Source organism: Pseudomonas sp. AC229, from assembly GCF_979254655.1.
On record NZ_CEEDHK010000012.1, the window covers coordinates 101,918 to 118,304 of the forward strand.

Here is a 16,387-nt window from a genome sequence, read left to right on the forward strand (position 1 = left end):
CGCTGCGGTTGGGTCGATTATCAGGGCGTCGGCACACGACTGACTCAGGGCGTGGGCCAGCAGAATTTGCTAGAGGCCCATCCACAAGAACAACCACACAGACACAACCACCTGCCACTCGGCAGCCGCCGAGCCACACTTTTCGGGGAACAGACTTATGAGCAAAATGCGTCGGTTATTGGGTTTGGGTGCCGGTTTGGCACTGGCACTGAGCACCGGTTTGGCAGGTGCCGCCGATAAACCCACATTGAAAATCGGCTACGTCGATGGCTGGTCCGACAGCGTCGCCACCACCCACGTGGCGGCGGAAATCATCAAACAGAAACTCGGCTATGACGTGCAACTGATGCCCGTCGCCACCGGCATCATGTGGCAGGGCGTGGCCAAAGGTCAGCTCGACGCCATGCTCTCGGCCTGGCTGCCGGTCACCCACGGCGCTTACTACGAAAAACTCAAAGACCAAGTGGTCGACCTCGGCCCGAACTTCAACGACGCGAAAATCGGTTTGATCGTGCCGGAGTACGTCACCGCAAAAACCGTAGGCGATCTGCAAGCGCAAAAAGACGCCTTTGGCGGGCGCATCGTCGGCATCGACGCCGGTTCAGGCGTGATGCTCAAAACCGATCAGGCCATCAAAGACTACGGCCTGGACTACAAACTGCTCGCCAGCTCCGGCAGCGCCATGACCGCCGAACTGGCCCGCGCCATTCGCTCGGAAAAACCGATTGCGGTCACCGGCTGGATTCCGCACTGGATGTTCGCCAAGTGGAAACTGCGTTTCCTCGAAGACCCGAAAAACGTTTACGGCGCAGCTGAACACGTCGACAGCGTGGCCAACCCTGGCCTGGAAGCCAAGGCACCGACTGTGGTGGCCTTCCTGAAGAAATTCAACTGGACCCCCGACGAAATCGGCAGCGTGATGCTGGCCGTCGAAGAGGGCGCCAAGCCGGCTGAAGCCGCGAAAAAATGGGTAGCGGAAAACCCGGCTCGCGTGGATGGCTGGCTGAAATAAGCGTTATTGCGTTTGGCACGAAGCCGCTCTTTTGAGCGGCTTTGTTGTTTTTCGGATCCCATCAAGAGCATCGCGGCTAAATCGCGGCTAAAGCGGAATGCCGCCCAGCCGCTCCCACAGGCACGTGGAATCTGCGGGAGCGGCTTCAGCCGCGATGCTTTTAAATGTTTCGAATAAGACTAAGGTCGTCTGTCTTCCGGCCCTGAGCGAACTATTGTTAGCTCACCAGCAACCCGTGCTGCGGAGGATAAAAATAAAATGAACGACAGCATCTACGAGCGGATTGAGCAAAGTCCGCGCTTCAGAGAATTGGTAGCCAAGCGCGAGCGATTCGCCTGGATACTTTCCGCCATCATGCTTGGCCTGTACGTGGCCTTCATTCTGATCATTGCCTTTGACCCCAGCCTGTTCGGCACGCCGATCAGCGAAGGGTCGCCCACCACCTGGGGCATTCCAGCCGGTATCGGTTTGATTCTCTCGGCCTTTGTGCTGACCGGTATCTATGTGTACCGCGCCAACGGCGAGTTCGATGACATGAACCAGGCCATTCTGGACGAGGTGAAAAATGATCGCGCGTAACCTTGCGGCGTGCGCCTTGCTCGCCTTCGCTCCCGCCCTCTGGGCTGCCGATGCCATCAGCGGCGCGGTGCAGCGGCAACCGATCAACGTGGCGGCCATCGTCATGTTCGTGGCGTTTGTCGGTGCCACCTTGTTCATCACCTACTGGGCGTCCAAACGCAATAACTCCACTGCCGACCATTACGCGGCGGGGGGGAAAATCACGGGCTTCCAGAACGGTTTGGCGATTGCCGGCGACTACATGTCGGCGGCCTCGTTCCTGGGTATTTCCGCGCTGGTATACACCTCCGGCTATGACGGCCTGATCTACTCCATCGGTTTCCTGGTGGGCTGGCCGATCATTCTGTTCCTGATCGCCGAGCGGCTGCGCAACTTGGGCAAATACACCTTTGCCGACGTGGCGTCTTACCGCCTCAAGCAGAAAGAAATTCGCACGCTGTCGGCCAGCGGTTCGCTGGTGGTGGTGGCGTTCTACCTGATCGCGCAGATGGTTGGCGCCGGCAAGCTGATTCAGCTGCTGTTCGGGTTGGATTACCACGTGGCGGTGATTCTGGTCGGCATTCTGATGGTGCTGTACGTGCTGTTCGGCGGCATGTTGGCCACCACTTGGGTGCAAATCATCAAAGCCGTGCTGCTGCTCTCGGGCGCTTCGTTCATGGCACTGATGGTGATGAAAACCGTCAACTTCGACTTCGGCACGCTGTTCTCCGAAGCCGTGAAAGTACACGCCAAAGGCCAGGCAATCATGAGCCCGGGCGCGCTGGTCAGTGACCCGATTTCGGCGATCTCCCTCGGCTTGGCGCTGATGTTCGGTACCGCCGGTTTGCCGCACATTCTCATGCGCTTCTTCACCGTGAGCGACGCCAAGGAAGCCCGCAAAAGCGTGTTCTACGCCACCGGCTTCATCGGCTACTTCTACATCCTGACCTTCATCATCGGCTTTGGCGCGATCTTGCTGGTGAGCACCAATCCGGCGTTCAAAGATGCAGCCGGCGCGTTGCTGGGCGGTAACAACATGGCGGCGGTGCACCTGGCCAACGCTGTGGGCGGCAGTCTGTTCCTGGGCTTCATCTCGGCCGTAGCGTTCGCCACCATTCTGGCGGTGGTCGCGGGCTTGACCCTGGCCGGCGCCTCGGCGGTATCGCATGACATTTATGCCAGCGTGATCAAAGGCGGCAAAGCCAACGAGAAAGATGAACTGCGCGTCTCGAAGATCACCACCATCGCCCTCGGCGTTCTCGCCATCGGCCTGGGCATTCTCTTCGAGAAACAGAACATCGCCTTTATGGTGGGCCTGGCGTTCTCCATTGCCGCGAGCTGCAACTTCCCCGTGCTGTTCCTTTCCATGTACTGGAAAAACCTGACTACCCGCGGCGCGATGGTGGGTGGCTGGTTGGGGCTGCTGACGGCCGTGGGCCTGATGATTCTTGGCCCAACCATCTGGGTTCAGGTGCTGGGCAACGCCAAGGCCATTTTCCCCTACGAATACCCGGCGTTGTTCTCGATGATCGTGGCGTTCGTGGGCATCTGGTTCTTCTCGATCACCGATAAATCCACTTCGGCCAGCGAAGAGCGTGCACGCTTCCTGCCGCAATTCGTTCGCTCGCAAACCGGCCTGGGCGCCAGTGGTGCAGCGGCGCATTGATCGATCTAGCTTCTGAGTGATTTTCGGCAGCCTTCGGGCTGCCTTTTTTTATTCAGACTGTTCCTTGATGCGGCCTGTAGGAGCGACCTTGGTCGCGAACCCTGGAAACGACAATTCCGGATTGAGGTTTGCAGGGTTCGCCAGCAAGCTGGCTCCTACGGATCAATGACGCGCCGCAAATCGAGACCGAGCGAGCCGACGCGCAGCCGATCGCCAGACGAAAAAAAGCCCCGCACTAGGCGGGGCTTTTTTGCCGGCGAGGAACTAGATCCTGCCAAGCAGCGCCAAAATGATCACGATGATCAAAATGGTGCCCAGAATGCCCGACGGGCCATAGCCCCAGCTTCTGGAGTGCGGGTACAGCGGCAGGCCGCCGACGAGGAGAAGAATAAGTACCACGATCAAAATTGTGCTGAGGCCCATGGGTGTATTCCTTGTTCTAGACCGTTGAATGCAACTTCCTTCGGAGGCCGTGCAACCGTTGCGCTTGCCTCGTCTACTTAGTACGACTAAGCGAGCTTTCTAATAATTCAGGTTATTTCTGCGCGATGCAGGAGGAGGGAAGATGGCGTTTCGCCTGGCCGCTGATGCCGTGGTGCTGGTGCACCTGTTGTTCATCCTGTTTGTACTGTTCGGCGGGCTGCTGGTGTTGCGCTGGCGCTGGGTCATGGCGCTGCACCTGCCTGCGGTGGCGTGGGGCGCCGCCGTCGAGTTTCTGCACCTGTATTGCCCGCTTACGCCCTTGGAAAACCAGCTGCGTCAGGCCGCCGGCCAGCAGGGTTACGACGGCGGTTTCATTGAGCATTACCTCATTCCCCTGATTTACCCGCGCGGCCTCACTGCCGAGATGCAGCTGGGATTCGGCGCTGTGGTGCTGGTGCTGAATATCACCGTGTACGCCTATGTGATTCGCGGCGCCGTGCAGGCAAAAAAGGCCCAGGCATGAGCACGGTTTGCTTCGCTCATTCAGCAGCCTAATGGTGCGTGGGCCGGGGGATTGCGTTCGCTACACTGGCATCACTCCTCACCCATGACACCTATAAGAAAAGGCAGCCTTACTATGCAAAATCGCATGATGATCACCGGCGCGGGTTCTGGCTTGGGCCGCGAAATCGCGTTGCGTTGGGCGCGCGAAGGCTGGCAATTGGCGCTGTCCGATGTCAGCGAGCCGGGCCTGGCAGAAACCCTGAAGCTGGTGCGCGAAGCCGGCGGCGATGGCTTTATCCTGCGTTGCGACGTGCGCGATTACAGTCAGCTCACCGCCTTGGCGCAGGCATGCGAAACCAAGTTTGGTGGCGTCGATATCATCGTCAACAACGCCGGCGTCGCCTCGGGCGGCTTCTTCAGCGACCTGTCGCTGGAAGATTGGGACTGGCAGATTTCCATCAACCTGATGGGCGTGGTCAAAGGCTGCAAAGCCTTCCTGCCGCTGTTGGAACGCAGCAAGGGCCGCATCATCAACATCGCCTCTATGGCCGCGTTGATGCAAGGCCCGGCGATGAGCAACTACAACGTGGCCAAGGCCGGCGTGGTGGCGTTGTCGGAAAGCTTGCTGGCGGAACTCAAGCAGCAGGAAATCGGTGTGCACGTGGTGTGCCCATCGTTCTTCCAGACCAACCTGATGGATTCGTTCCGCGGCCCGACGCCGACCATGAAAGCCCAGGTCGGCAAGTTGCTGGAAAGCAGCCCCATCAGCGCGGCCGACATTGCCGACTACATCTTCAGCTCGGTGGCCAACAACGAGTTCATGATTCTGCCGCACGAGCAAGGCCGCATGGCCTGGGCCGTTAAGCAGAAGAACCCGGAGCTGCTGTACAACGAAATGGCCGTGATGGCCGAGAAGATGCGCGCCAAAGGCAAATAACACGCCTGGCTGTAACTTGTCTGGTCGGTCAAATTTTTTGCCGGCCAGGCTTGTTCGTCACCGTCCTTGAATAGTAGGGTTGCTGGCCCGGCCTGCCTGGTCGTCGCCACGTTGACTATTCCTGTGAAACCCATCTCTCGGGGCCTGCTCTTTGTCGCCCTGGTGCTGGCCGCGATCAATTTGCGCCCTGGCATCACCTCCCTCGCTCCGCTCATCGAACAGATCGCCAATGAACTGTCGTTGAGTCGCGGCCTTATCGCCTTGACCACCGCCTTGCCCGTGTTGTGCATGGGTTTGCTCGCGCCTTTTGCGCCGCGCCTCGCCGTGCGTTTCGGTCTAGAGCGCACCATTACCGGCTGCATGGCATTGATTGGCGGCGCCTTGCTGCTGCGTCTGGCCAGCCATAACAGCGTGGTGTTGATCGGCAGTGCGGTGTTTGTCGGTGCCGGCATTGCCGTGGCGGGGCCGCTGCTTTCCGGTTTTATCAAGCGCCACTTTGTCGGCAAGGTCGGCCGCGTGGTGGCCTGGTATTCCTTGAGCATGACCATCGGCGGTGCCGGCGGCGCGGTGTTGACCGGGCCGATGACCGGCCTGCTCGACGAACGCTGGCATTGGGGATTGGCGATCTGGGCGGTGCCGGCGCTGGTTGCCGTGCCGCTCTGGCTGTGGGTGCCAAACAAACAGGAAGACCCGGCCGAGGTTGGCAGCGGCGGTGGCTTGCCGTGGCGCGAACCGCGGGCCTGGGTAATTACCGGATTTTTCGCCATTCAGGCCGGGCTGTTCTACACGCTGACCACCTGGCTGACGGCGCGTTATCACGAGGTCGGCTTTAACGCTTCGCAAAGCAACACCTTGTTCAGCTCGTTCATGATGATCGGCCTGCCCAGCGCGTTCGTGCTGCCATGGCTGGCCCAGCGCTACGACAATCGTGCGCAGCTGCTGCTGGTGTGCGCCATCACCTCAAGCCTGTGCCTGGGCATGATTTCCTTTATGCCGCAGTTGCTGCCGCAGGTTGTTGCGCTGCTGTTGGGCTTTGCCTTGAGCGGCTCGTTTGCGTTGTCGCTGGTGCTGCCGATGTATGAGGTGAACACGCCACTGGCGGTGAGCCGCTGGACCGCCATGATGCTGTGCGCCGGTTACAGCATCAGCAGTTTCACGCCAATTTTGACTGGCCTGGTGCGCGATTTGACCGGCAGTTATCAGGTTCCGTTTATCGTCCTCACCGGGCTGGCCGCCAGCATGATCGTTCTGGCTGTGCTGCTTCGTCCGCGTGCTGCAGCGCTCGCCGCCCAGTAACAATTTGCCGCACCGGCCCGCACCCCGCGCGGGCTGTGGGGTTTATGACCGTGGCGTGACGGTTTTTCTCTGCTAGCGTTACCAGCCAGCAGTTTGAGGATTTTCACACTGCGGTTATCTGGCATAATCGCGCCCCCTTTCGACCTGAACAGAAAACCACATGTTCGATCTTTTCAGCGGGCTGGAACCCTGGGTACTCATCAGCCTGATCCTGGCCCTGGCATTCGTCCTGTTCTTCGAGTTCATCAACGGCTTCCATGACACCGCCAACGCGGTGGCAACCGTTATCTACACCAAAGCCATGCCGCCCCATCTGGCGGTGATGCTCTCCGGTGTTTTCAACTTCCTCGGTGTATTGCTCGGCGGCGTCGGCGTGGCGTATGCCATCGTTCACCTGCTGCCGGTCGAACTGCTGATCAACGTAAATACCGGCCACGGTCTGGCCATGGTGTTTTCGTTGCTGGCAGCGGCCATCACCTGGAACCTCGGCACCTGGTACTTCGGTATTCCAGCGTCCAGTTCGCACACCCTGATCGGTTCGATCCTCGGTGTCGGCCTGGCCAATGCGCTGATCAGCGATATCCCGCTGGCAGACGGCGTGAACTGGCAGAAAGCGATTGATATCGGCATGTCGCTGATCGCCTCGCCCATTGCTGGTTTCGCGGTAGCAGCGCTTGTACTGCTGGGCCTGAAAGCCTGGCGCCCGCTGTCGAAGATGCACAAAACCCCCGAGCAGCGCCGCAAGATCGACGACAAGAAACACCCGCCATTCTGGAATCGCCTGGTGCTGGTGTTGTCGGCCATGGGTGTCAGCTTTGTGCACGGCTCCAACGATGGGCAGAAAGGCATCGGCCTGATCATGCTGGTGCTCATCGGCATTGTTCCGGCGCAGTTCGTGCTCGACCTGAACAGCACCACCTACCAGATCGAACGCACCCGCGATGCGACGGTTCACCTGAGCCAGTTCTACGACCGCAATCGTGAAAGCCTCGGTGAATTCCTGGCGCTGGGCAAAGGCGACACCGCCGAGATGCCGGAACTGTTCCGCTGCAACCCGCAGCAGACAGAAGCCACCATTGCCGGTCTGTTGAAAGACCTCAAAGGCGCGACCGACTATCACAGCCTGGCACCGGACACGCGCATTCAAGTGCGCCGCTACCTGCTGTGCCTGGACGACACGGCGAAGAAAGTCGGCAAGCTCGACGCCCTGGACTCCCGTGAGAAATCGGACCTCGACAAGCTGCGTAAAGACCTCACCGCCACCACCGAATACTCGCCGTTCTGGGTCATTCTGGCCGTGGCCCTGGCGCTGGGTATTGGCACCATGGTCGGTTGGAAACGCGTGGTGCTGACCATCGGCGAGAAGATTGGCAAGCAAGGCATGACCTACGCCCAGGGCATGTCGGCGCAGATTACCGCCGCGTGCGCCATCGGCCTGGCCAACGTGTTCAGCCTGCCGGTGTCGACCACTCACGTATTGTCGTCCGGTGTTGCCGGCACCATGGTCGCGAACAAGAGCGGTCTGCAGGGCGGCACGGTGCGCAATATCCTGCTGGCGTGGTTGTTGACCTTGCCCATTTCGATGGGGTTGGCAGCCAGCTTGTTCTGGATAGCCACTCGATTCGTCGATTAGTAAAAAGCCCCGCAGATGCGGGGCTTTTTACTAATCGACATCCGGCTTCCGGGCCGTCGGCCATGCTGCGTTGAAAGCCAACTTTAAATGCTCACGTACTTGAGTACGCTGCGCTTTAAAGCCGGCTTTCGCCTTGCCTGGCCTTAGTCCCGAAACCCTCGATCCAGCGAACGCTGAAACATCGCGGCTAATCGCAAGCTTTAAAGCTCAACCACATGCCCTTCCTTCGGCGACACCTTGCCGTGATACAGCTTGGCGATCAGCCCTTGCGCAGCCGGGAAGCCCTGGCTGACCACCACGTCCAGCAGCGGCGTGACCTGATCGTAAAAACGCACCAGCCCTTCACCGATATGCTCCGAGACCTTTTCCGGTCCCCAGTCGGCATTGCGTTTGCGTAGCTGAATCGGCGCAAAGAACAGTTGCGGCTGCGGCCCGGTAATGGCGGTGAGTTGAGCCGGGTCGGTGTTCTGCGCTGAGCCGGCGCAGCAGCTGTAAACCAATTGCTCGCCGAAGTGTTGGTGCACGCGGTCACGCAGGGCCAGGTCGCTGGAGAAGTCGACGTACAGCGTCGGTTGGTCGTTGGCCAATTGCTCCAGGTCTTCATACGCCACGCTCTGCTCGTAGCAGCCGAGGCCGGCGACGAACTCGGTGTTGCTGCCGGAAGTGAGTGCCACGCGCTGTACCCCGGCGTGGTCGAGGCACACGGCGGTAGCAAAGGCGGTCTTGCTGGAGGCGCTGGAGAACACCAGGCGGGTGGCGCCGAAGAAGCCGTTGTCCTCGAGGAAGTCGGCCAGCATGGAGGACGTTAGAAACAGCGGCTTGAGCAGAATTTGCAGGTTTTCGGTGCGTGGGTTGTAAAACTTGTCCCAGCTGCAGCGGCTGTATTGGTTGTACGCCGAGGTCAGCACGCGACGATGGTCGGCGCCGTCGTAAAAACCACGGTCCGTTACGCGTTCGGGCTTCATCCGTAAATGACTGGCAATGGGGAAGTAGCCATAGAAACGCTCGCCAACCGCCACGCCTTCAACCGTCGACGACACCACGTCGGCAAAGCCCCACACCGGCACATGACCCAACGCCGCGTCACCGGTGGGGAAGAAGTCCCAATAATTCATCGACTCGCCGAACGCGGCGTAGGTGATGTTGTTGGTGGTCAGCGACAGCCGATCGAGCTTGACCACCACCTCGCCAGGCCCGGCGCTGAGGTCTTCTTCGTGGCTGCGGATGTGGCTCTGGTCCAGTGCGTTTTTTTCGGTAAGAAGGCGTGTTACGTTGCGGCGATCTGACATGACGGCTCCTGTTTTTTGTGGGGTCAAAGCGTGTCTCCACAGAGTACGAGCTAACCATGAAACGCGGGTTCGGAAACGCCAGCACACCGCCAGCCAGCCCGGTAAAGCCGCGCAGCAAGCCGCTTAAACGGCCGAGCCAGGCCCGTGCCATTTTCACCGTTGAAGCCATCTTCGAGGCCTTTGTTCGGATTTGGCTGCGCGATGGCTGGAGCACATTGACCACCCGCGCCGTGGCCCTGGAAGCGGGCGTCGCCATCGGCACCCTGTACGACTATTTCCCCAGCAAGGAAGCGCTGCTGTCGGGCTATGTGCGCTACGGCATCGAATGCATGCTGCAACGCGTGGACGCCGAAGTGGTGCAACCCATCGCACTCACCTGGCAACAGCGCATCGAGCAATTGCTGGAGGTGTGCTGCAACCCACCGGAACCCGAGCGCTCGATGTTCGGCTATGAGCTGATCGCATTGGAATACAAGATCGCCGAGCGCAAACACCAGCAGCGCGCCTATGAAGAGCTGGCCGGTAAATGGCGTGAAGTGTTTGCCGCCTGCCACGACCTGCCTCGCCAGCCAGCCGGCGAAACCGTTGATGCGTGGCTGACGGGCGTGTGGGGCGGGCGTCGTTACTGCCTGACTGCGCAGCTCAGTGCGGCGCAGCAACAGGCGTGGCTGGCGGAGATGAAAAGCATGCTGGTGCAGCGGGTGGCCGCGTTAGTGGCAGGGGAATAGCGCTCGCGCTGTTGGCGAACCCTTACAGCACGTGTTTGGAAATCAGCTTGGAGATTTCTACCATCGAGGTGCGCCCCGTGAACTCGAACTTCACCCGGCCAACCGAGGAGAAATAAATCTCCAGCTCCGAGTCCAGATCGAACGTGCCGGAGGTTTCCACCGAGTAGGCCACGATGTTTTTGTAAGGCAGAGAGGTGAAATCTTTTTTGCTGCCGGTTAGGCCTTGGACGTTCACCGCGATGATGCGCTTATTGGTAAACACCACGCCGTCGCGCATGGATTTGTAGGCGTCGATCACCTGTTCACCGTCGACCAGCAGCGCGGTCACGCGCTCGGCGTATTCGTCGTTCTGTTTGAGCTTGAAGAAACCCTTGTTGTTGAAGTCGATCATGCTGCGCTCCTGACAAAGCGAATGACGGGTTTAAGGCGCCCGATAGCGTGGCCGATGCGCAGGGCTATCGGTTGCGATTGCTCAACTGCATTTCTCGCTTGCAGTCGCGGTATCTGATGCTGCCTTGCGGGTAGTCCCCGCAGGCGTCGGCGGTGTCGGTTTTGTCCGGTACGCCGGTTACCACGCTGTCTTCTGCGTCGTCGCGGCGATACGAGTCGGTGGATGTCTGCTCGACAGCCGCCGGAGCCGGTTTGCCTTTCACGCCAAAGGCGTGGAAGTTCGTCTGGTTCGGCGTTCTGACCACAGGGTCCGGCAGCTGGTACGCGTCTTTAGGCGCTTCCTTTTCAGCGTCTTCCGGCTGATAGCGAAGGTACGGAACGTCGGCCGGCGGGGCGTCATAGCGCGGATGCTTGGATTGCCCGGTCACGAGCAGCGCAAACAAGGCGAAGGTGGAGCAGAAGGCGATCGCCATGCCCCAGCGTAGGGTCACGGAGGCGCGGTGCTGATTGCGGTAGTGCGAGGAGTTTCTGTAGTGGTTGCTCATTCCCTGAACCTTATGGTGAGGCGCTTACCTGCGCGTGATGGAGCGAATGATGCCGGGGAAATTCGCGCCTGGCTAGCTCAATGCCAGCATCACACCAAGCGTCTGATCTGCCGATGCCGCCATACCAGTCGGTAGTACAAAACCTGCAACGCCAGCATCGTCAGGTAGGCCAGGGGAAAGGCCATCCACACGCCTTCCAAGCCAAAGTGGGCGTCGAGCAGATAGGCACCGGGTGTTTGCACGCCGAGGATGCAGAAGATCGAGATGGCCACCGGCACCAACACCACGCCGCTGGCGCGCATGATGCCGCCCACGGCGGCTTGGTAACCGAAAATCAGCATGCTCCAGAGCATGATATGCAGCAGGTGTTCGGCTTCGGCGCGGGTGTCGGGGTCTGTGATAAACAGCCCCAGCAACCAGTGCGACAGGCCGTAGCCCAGCAGCACCAGGGCGCCGGTCAGGTAGGTGTTGATCAGCAGCCCGGTGCGCAAGATGGCGCCGATGCGGTCGGCCTGGCCGGCGCCGATGGCTTGGGCGCCGAGTATGGAGGCGGTGATGGCAATCGACAGCGCGGGGAATTGCACGTAATTGACGATCTGCGTGACCGCGCCATAGGCCGCAGTGGCTTGCGAGCCGTGGCCGTTGACCAACGCCAGAATCACCAGCTCCGAGAGAGAAATCACCACCATCTGCAACCCCGTCGGCAGGCCGATGCGCATCACCAGACCGATAATCTCGCGGTTTACCCGCAGCGCCCGAAACAGCTCGCGGTCGGGGGCGAGCACGTGGCGTTTATGGCGCAGGCGCACGGTGAGCAGCACCATCGCCAGCAGGTTGCTGAACAGGCCGGCATACGCCGCGCTCTGAATGCCCAGGGGCGGCAAGCCCAGCCAGCCTTTGATCAGCGCGGGCGTTAGCAGCAGGCCGGCGACGGTCGAGAGAAGCAGCGCCAGCAGCGGCGAAACGGTATCGCTGACGCCGCGCAACAGTTGAGTGAAAAGCACGAACACCAGCAGCAGCGGCATGATCAGCATCATCACCTGCATGTAGGCGGTGGCGTCGTCCAGCACATCGGCCGGTGTGCCCAGCGCCACCATGGCCTGACGGGCGAACACCGTGCCGAGCACGGCGGCCAGCACGCCAATCAGCGCCCCGAGCGTCAGCGTGGTGCCGGCGATGGCTTTGACCCGCTGCGGTTCATTCGCGCCCCACGCCTGGCCGATCAATACCGAGGCACCGGCGCCCAGGCCGATGACCAAGGCGATAAAGAAAAACACGATGGGAAACATGCCCGACACCGCCGCGAGCGCCTGGGTGCCAAGCATCTGGCCGATGTAAATGCTATTGAGCGTGCCCGACAGCCCTTGCAGGAAGTTGGACAGCACCATGGGAACCAGGAAGAGGGCGTAGACCTGCCACAGCGGGCGTTGAGCGGGGACGTGCATTGGAAAGGCTCAGGGTGCGTGGGCGACCATCTGAGCATGAAAGCGGGGTGGCTTGCATCTGACGTGGCGCCTTGAATGGCATTTCGTCTGGGTGGCAGCTGTACGCGGGTTGACCGACCGGCCCCATACACACCGGTACACTTCGCAGTGTCCCGCGCACAGCCACCATGACGCGGGGTCTGGCGGTTGTTGCAACAGCGGCGGCGACTATAGGGAGCACACGGTGCGGCGGTCTGGCGGCTGCGGATGGCGGTTGCGTAGGTGAGATAGCCATCGGCCGGGAGAAACGCGCCCGCTGCCGGCACGTCTTTCGCCCGGCAGCGGTGTGCCGGCGGCTACAAGTCGTGCAGCGGGTGTTCGCCTTCCCAGGTCGGCACAAAGTGCGCGTCGATCACCGAGCGGGGAATGGTCGCTACATCGGGCCAGTGCCAGTGCGGGGCGTTGTCTTTGTCGATCAGGCGCGCGCGCACCCCTTCAGCAAATTCAGGATGACGGCAGCTGTTCAAGCTCATGGCGTATTCCATACGGAACACCTCGGCCAACGACAGATGCTTGCTGCGCTCAATCTGTTCCCACACCAAATGCGCGGTCAGCGGACAGCCGCCGGCCAGTGTCTTGGCGCCGCGGGCGAGCAAACCGTCGCTGCTGCCTTCCATGGCCACCAGCACTTTCCAGGCGCTGGGCAAGTCGGCGACGTCGAGCAGGTTGTCGATGTGGTTGCGCCTGGGCATCAGTTGAGCGTCGGGCAATTGCTGGTTGGCTTCGTGCTCCAACGCCTTGAGCAAACTGTTGAGCTGGCGCGCCGGCTGCTCGCTCCAGTTCAGTTGCAGCAGGCCGTCGATCAGGGTGTCTTGCTGGTCGTCAGCGAGAAAGCGATCGGCCCAGCCCAGCAGCAGGGCGTCATGGGCATTGACTTGCGTGGCGGTCAGGCCAAGGAACAGCCCGAGCTTGCCCGGCAACCGGCTGAGGAACCAGCTGCCGCCCACGTCGGGGTAAAGGCCGATATTGATTTCCGGCATGGCCAGGCGGCTGCTCGGCGTGACGATGCGGATGCTCGCGCCTTGCAGCAGGCCCATGCCGCCGCCCAGCACGTAACCGTGGCCCCAGCAAATAAAGGGTTTCGGGTAGGTGTGAATGCGGTAGTCGAGGCGGTATTCGTCGCTAAAGAAACGTCCGGCCAGCGGCGGAATTTCGCCGGGATGTTCGCGGCACGCCTCTACCAACTTGCGCACGTCGCCGCCGGCGCAGAAGGCTTTCTCGCCGTTGGCCCGCAGCAATACGCAGGCGATGCTGGGGTCTTGCGCCCAGGCCGCGAGCTTGGCGTCCAGCGCCTCGATCATCGGCAACGACAACGCGTTCAGGCTGCTGGCGGCGTCCAGTGTGGCGACACCAATACGCGCGCCATGCTGGCCTGCCAGTTCTTCAAAAATCACATTCATAGAAAGCGGTTCCTAAACTCTGCCGTGCTCGGCATATGGCGGGCGGGCGAGCGCAATTGCCGCCGCTCGCCCCGGCGAAAGGCTTATTTGTTGCGCCACTGCGGGTCGCGTTTTTCCAAGAACGCGTTGACGCCCTCGCGGGTGTCGTCGGCATCGAACAAGTCAACGAAGCGCTCGCGCTCCTCAGACAGCCAACTGTTAGGGCCGCGTTCGCGGGCGCCTTGAATCAGCGGTTTGATGGTGCGCACCGCCACCGGACTTTGTCGCGCCACTTTGGCCGCCAGTAACAGCGCATGGCCACGGGCTTCGCCGCTGTCGACCACTTGCTCGACCAGGCCGATGCGCAGCGCCGTGTCGGCATCGACCCGGTCGCCGCACAAAATCATGCGCTTGGCCCAGCCTTCGCCCACCAACCAGGCCAGGGCCTGAGTGCCGCCCGCGCAAGGCAGCAAGCCCACCGTGGCTTCGGGCAGCGCCAGTTGCGCCTGGCGTTCGGCGATGCGGATGTCACACGCCAGCGCGCATTCCAGCCCGCCGCCCATGGCATAGCCATTGATGGCAGCGATGGACACACCGCGAAAATCACGCAGCGCTTCGAATGCTTCGCCGAAGCGCCGCGCCATTTCCCGTGCGCGGCTTTTGTCGCCGTCGGCAAACAGGTTGAGGTCGGCGCCGGCACTGAAAAATTTGCTGCCCTGGCCGGTAATCACCAGCGCGTAAATGTCGTCGTCGTGGTTGAGGTGCTCGATCAGTTGTTTCAGACCGATCAACGATTCCCGGTCCCAGGTGTTGGCGGGCGGATGGTTGATGGTCAGCAGGGCGGTGTGGCCATGTTTTTCGACCGTCAGCTTGTGGGTGAGGTCGGCCAGGCCTGGGTGATAGGTTTCGATGGCAGTGCTCATTAACTCGTGTCCCTGTCGTTGGTGGCGGCGCCCCATGGGTAATGGCCGGCGCCTTCAGCAGATGGCACGGCTGAGTATGCAAAAAGTGAGTGGCTTGCGCACCCCGCCGTTTTGCCTGAGCGACAGGTTTTTTCAAGCGCAGATTTCGGCAACCGCTGGGTGCCGCTCACGCATTCGGTTTGCCGCCGAGCAGCTTGAACCAGAACGCCACCTCGCCGCCCAACTCGTCGCGCAGCATGTGCGGCGCCAGGTCGTCGGCACGGTCCGCGAGTAAGCGGCGCCAGGCCGGCAGTTGCACCAAGTGTTCGTCGTCGCAGTCGCTGCTCAGTTGCCGCGCCACTTGCACCACGTCCACCAGATCAGCGTTGCCCTCATGCTGACGCTGCCAGCCGCTGCGATAACGGGCGCAGTCGATGAGCACCGAGGGCAAGCGCCAGGCGGTCAGCACAATCACGCCGACGTCGGCGGACAGTTGATCGCACAAACTTTGCAATTCCTGCGGCTCGCGCGTGACTTCCGGCCAGCGTTCCAGCTCGTCGAGCAACGGCAGGCTGCCGATGTCTTGCAACAAGCCGCCGAGCATGGCGTCTTCCATGGGCAGACGAGTGAGTTGTTGGGCGAGGCAGGCGCAATACGCGCCGCACATCAGCGAAGCGTTCCAGCGCGCGCGAAACACTTTCTGCAACACCGGGTCCTGGCTGGTGAACAGGTGCTCCACGGCAAATGTCAGCACCAGGTTGTTGACCCGCTGCATGCCGATGCGCGACACCACTTCCTGCAAATTCACGCCCTGGCGCACGTTGCGCAGCATGGGGCTTGAGGCGAACTGCAATAAATACGCAGCCAGCGGCGGATTGCTGTGCAGCAGGCGCGTGACTTGCTCCAGCGAGGCGTGGGGCGAATCCAATAACTTGCGCAGGCGCAACGAGGTTTCCGGCATCTGCGGAACCTTGGCGTTGCCCTTGAGGAAGCTCGAGTACAGCGAAAACTTCAGACCTTCGTGGCCGGTCTCCATTTATGCAATCTCCTGGTCTGCTTACCCTTTCAAGCGTAGTAAGCATTTCGCCAGGCGCAGGACCATTGGGCGGCCGTGGTGCTTCGGTCGGTCGTTTCTACACCCGTGCGATGGTCGCCAAGCCGGTCGCCACCAGCTTCTCCACGCCATCTTTCACGGCGAACACATCGGCACGGCACACGGCTTGGCGCTGCCCGGCTTTGAGCACTTCGCTGCGGCAGATGAGCTTTTCGCCGAGCGCCGGCGCCAGCAGGTTCAGTTTGTATTCGCTGGTAACCACATCGCCCACCATTGAGGCCGCCGCCCAGGCGCAACCGCTGTCGACCATAAAGCCGACCACTGCGCCGTGAATGTAGCCGTGGTGTTGGCACAGGTCGGGCCGCGCGTGCACCTGCAGGCTGACTTTGCCCGGGGCAAAATCCAGCAGCTCGGCACCGAGCATATTGGCGAACGTCGAGTGGGCGATGGCCTGTTCCAGGCGTTCGCGGGTAATGCCGGCAGCTGCGTTCATGGCGGTGACTCCGTGGGGTTCGGCTGGAGTCTTGACCCGCCAATGCCTGCCGACAATGTGCATCCAGCGCCGTGATGCACACGCATCACCTCGG

The 16,387-nt window shown here is 61.1% G+C and carries 17 protein-coding genes; 8 read left to right on the forward strand and 9 right to left on the reverse strand.

All coding sequences use genetic code 11. The annotated features are described in order from the left end of the window. Positions 1-157 precede the first annotated feature (157 nt). The 3 genes from AC0IW7_RS17435 to AC0IW7_RS17445 all read left to right on the forward strand — a co-directional run bounded on the left by AC0IW7_RS17435 (position 158) and on the right by AC0IW7_RS17445 (position 3,236). Positions 158-1,012 carry a glycine betaine ABC transporter substrate-binding protein gene (locus tag AC0IW7_RS17435; protein ID WP_471819662.1) on the forward strand — a complete coding sequence of 285 codons (855 nt, stop codon included), beginning with the start codon at positions 158-160 and terminating at the stop codon, positions 1,010-1,012. Between the two features lie 258 nt (positions 1,013-1,270). Next, entirely contained in the window at positions 1,271-1,591 is a 321-nt protein-coding gene (locus tag AC0IW7_RS17440; RefSeq protein ID WP_463539687.1) for a DUF485 domain-containing protein, read from the forward strand. Next, positions 1,578-3,236 carry a cation acetate symporter gene (locus AC0IW7_RS17445; protein WP_471819664.1) on the forward strand — a complete coding sequence of 553 codons (1,659 nt, stop codon included), beginning with the start codon at positions 1,578-1,580 and terminating at the stop codon, positions 3,234-3,236. Before AC0IW7_RS17440 ends, AC0IW7_RS17445 begins: the two co-directional genes overlap by 14 nt. A 264-nt stretch (positions 3,237-3,500) precedes the next feature. On the opposite strand, the gene AC0IW7_RS17450 is transcribed toward AC0IW7_RS17445, so the two are convergent. Further along, entirely contained in the window at positions 3,501-3,659 is a 159-nt protein-coding gene (locus AC0IW7_RS17450; RefSeq protein WP_108095509.1) for a DUF3309 family protein, read from the reverse strand. 142 nt (positions 3,660-3,801) lie between these two features. Between AC0IW7_RS17450 and AC0IW7_RS17455 the strand changes: the two genes are divergently transcribed. From AC0IW7_RS17455 to AC0IW7_RS17470, 4 genes are all read left to right on the forward strand, one after another. Beyond that, positions 3,802-4,182 carry a DUF2784 domain-containing protein gene (locus AC0IW7_RS17455; RefSeq protein WP_471819666.1) on the forward strand — a complete coding sequence of 127 codons (381 nt, stop codon included), beginning with the start codon at positions 3,802-3,804 and terminating at the stop codon, positions 4,180-4,182. A gap of 114 nt (positions 4,183-4,296) precedes the next feature. Beyond that, positions 4,297-5,100 (forward strand): SDR family oxidoreductase, encoded by an 804-nt coding sequence (locus AC0IW7_RS17460; protein WP_471819667.1) that lies wholly within the window; start codon positions 4,297-4,299, stop codon positions 5,098-5,100. A 123-nt stretch (positions 5,101-5,223) separates the two neighbouring features. Further along, positions 5,224-6,396, forward strand: a complete 1,173-nt coding sequence (locus tag AC0IW7_RS17465) for an MFS transporter (RefSeq protein WP_471819669.1) — start codon at positions 5,224-5,226, stop codon at positions 6,394-6,396. A 160-nt stretch (positions 6,397-6,556) separates the two neighbouring features. Continuing rightward, a complete protein-coding gene (locus AC0IW7_RS17470) occupies positions 6,557-8,029 on the forward strand; it encodes an inorganic phosphate transporter (RefSeq protein WP_463383462.1) in 1,473 nt (490 codons plus the stop codon). Between the two features lie 200 nt (positions 8,030-8,229). On the opposite strand, the gene AC0IW7_RS17475 is transcribed toward AC0IW7_RS17470, so the two are convergent. Next, on the reverse strand, positions 8,230-9,318 hold the full coding sequence (locus AC0IW7_RS17475; protein ID WP_471819671.1) for a DUF2855 family protein: 1,089 nt from the start codon (positions 9,316-9,318) through the stop codon (positions 8,230-8,232). 56 nt (positions 9,319-9,374) lie between these two features. Between AC0IW7_RS17475 and AC0IW7_RS17480 the strand changes: the two genes are divergently transcribed. After that, positions 9,375-10,046: a TetR/AcrR family transcriptional regulator gene (locus AC0IW7_RS17480; protein WP_471819673.1), complete on the forward strand. Its 672-nt coding sequence runs from the start codon at positions 9,375-9,377 to the stop codon at positions 10,044-10,046. Between the two features lie 22 nt (positions 10,047-10,068). Here the strand turns inward: AC0IW7_RS17480 and AC0IW7_RS17485 are convergent, their stop codons facing one another. The 7 genes from AC0IW7_RS17485 to AC0IW7_RS17515 form a co-directional block, all read right to left on the reverse strand. Beyond that, on the reverse strand, positions 10,069-10,437 hold the full coding sequence (locus tag AC0IW7_RS17485; RefSeq protein WP_463383460.1) for a PH domain-containing protein: 369 nt from the start codon (positions 10,435-10,437) through the stop codon (positions 10,069-10,071). 64 nt (positions 10,438-10,501) lie between these two features. Next, positions 10,502-10,981 carry a hypothetical protein gene (locus tag AC0IW7_RS17490; protein WP_471819674.1) on the reverse strand — a complete coding sequence of 160 codons (480 nt, stop codon included), beginning with the start codon at positions 10,979-10,981 and terminating at the stop codon, positions 10,502-10,504. A gap of 89 nt (positions 10,982-11,070) precedes the next feature. Continuing rightward, complete coding sequence (locus AC0IW7_RS17495) at positions 11,071-12,426, reverse strand: MATE family efflux transporter (protein ID WP_471819676.1); 1,356 nt, start codon at positions 12,424-12,426, stop codon at positions 11,071-11,073. A 335-nt stretch (positions 12,427-12,761) separates the two neighbouring features. After that, on the reverse strand, positions 12,762-13,865 hold the full coding sequence (locus AC0IW7_RS17500; RefSeq protein ID WP_122493843.1) for an enoyl-CoA hydratase/isomerase family protein: 1,104 nt from the start codon (positions 13,863-13,865) through the stop codon (positions 12,762-12,764). 83 nt (positions 13,866-13,948) lie between these two features. After that, positions 13,949-14,767 (reverse strand): enoyl-CoA hydratase, encoded by an 819-nt coding sequence (locus AC0IW7_RS17505; protein ID WP_471819678.1) that lies wholly within the window; start codon positions 14,765-14,767, stop codon positions 13,949-13,951. Between the two features lie 166 nt (positions 14,768-14,933). Further along, positions 14,934-15,782, reverse strand: a complete 849-nt coding sequence (locus AC0IW7_RS17510) for an HDOD domain-containing protein (protein WP_471819680.1) — start codon at positions 15,780-15,782, stop codon at positions 14,934-14,936. Positions 15,783-15,879: 97 nt separating this feature from the next. Next, a complete protein-coding gene (locus tag AC0IW7_RS17515; RefSeq protein ID WP_122493840.1) occupies positions 15,880-16,293 on the reverse strand; it encodes a PaaI family thioesterase in 414 nt (137 codons plus the stop codon). Positions 16,294-16,387 lie beyond the last annotated feature (94 nt).

Coding starts and splice junctions, on each gene's coding strand:
- AC0IW7_RS17500 (WP_122493843.1), bottom strand. CDS start 13,865: ATGAATGTGATTTTTGAAGAACTGGCAGGCCAGCATGGCGCGCGTATT.
- AC0IW7_RS17470 (WP_463383462.1), top strand. CDS start 6,557: ATGTTCGATCTTTTCAGCGGGCTGGAACCCTGGGTACTCATCAGCCTG.
- AC0IW7_RS17480 (WP_471819673.1), top strand. CDS start 9,375: ATGAAACGCGGGTTCGGAAACGCCAGCACACCGCCAGCCAGCCCGGTA.
- AC0IW7_RS17515 (WP_122493840.1), bottom strand. CDS start 16,293: ATGAACGCAGCTGCCGGCATTACCCGCGAACGCCTGGAACAGGCCATC.
- AC0IW7_RS17475 (WP_471819671.1), bottom strand. CDS start 9,318: ATGTCAGATCGCCGCAACGTAACACGCCTTCTTACCGAAAAAAACGCA.
- AC0IW7_RS17450 (WP_108095509.1), bottom strand. CDS start 3,659: ATGGGCCTCAGCACAATTTTGATCGTGGTACTTATTCTTCTCCTCGTC.
- AC0IW7_RS17505 (WP_471819678.1), bottom strand. CDS start 14,767: ATGAGCACTGCCATCGAAACCTATCACCCAGGCCTGGCCGACCTCACC.
- AC0IW7_RS17490 (WP_471819674.1), bottom strand. CDS start 10,981: ATGAGCAACCACTACAGAAACTCCTCGCACTACCGCAATCAGCACCGC.
- AC0IW7_RS17455 (WP_471819666.1), top strand. CDS start 3,802: ATGGCGTTTCGCCTGGCCGCTGATGCCGTGGTGCTGGTGCACCTGTTG.
- AC0IW7_RS17495 (WP_471819676.1), bottom strand. CDS start 12,426: ATGCACGTCCCCGCTCAACGCCCGCTGTGGCAGGTCTACGCCCTCTTC.
- AC0IW7_RS17460 (WP_471819667.1), top strand. CDS start 4,297: ATGCAAAATCGCATGATGATCACCGGCGCGGGTTCTGGCTTGGGCCGC.
- AC0IW7_RS17510 (WP_471819680.1), bottom strand. CDS start 15,782: ATGGAGACCGGCCACGAAGGTCTGAAGTTTTCGCTGTACTCGAGCTTC.
- AC0IW7_RS17445 (WP_471819664.1), top strand. CDS start 1,578: ATGATCGCGCGTAACCTTGCGGCGTGCGCCTTGCTCGCCTTCGCTCCC.
- AC0IW7_RS17485 (WP_463383460.1), bottom strand. CDS start 10,437: ATGATCGACTTCAACAACAAGGGTTTCTTCAAGCTCAAACAGAACGAC.
- AC0IW7_RS17435 (WP_471819662.1), top strand. CDS start 158: ATGAGCAAAATGCGTCGGTTATTGGGTTTGGGTGCCGGTTTGGCACTG.
- AC0IW7_RS17440 (WP_463539687.1), top strand. CDS start 1,271: ATGAACGACAGCATCTACGAGCGGATTGAGCAAAGTCCGCGCTTCAGA.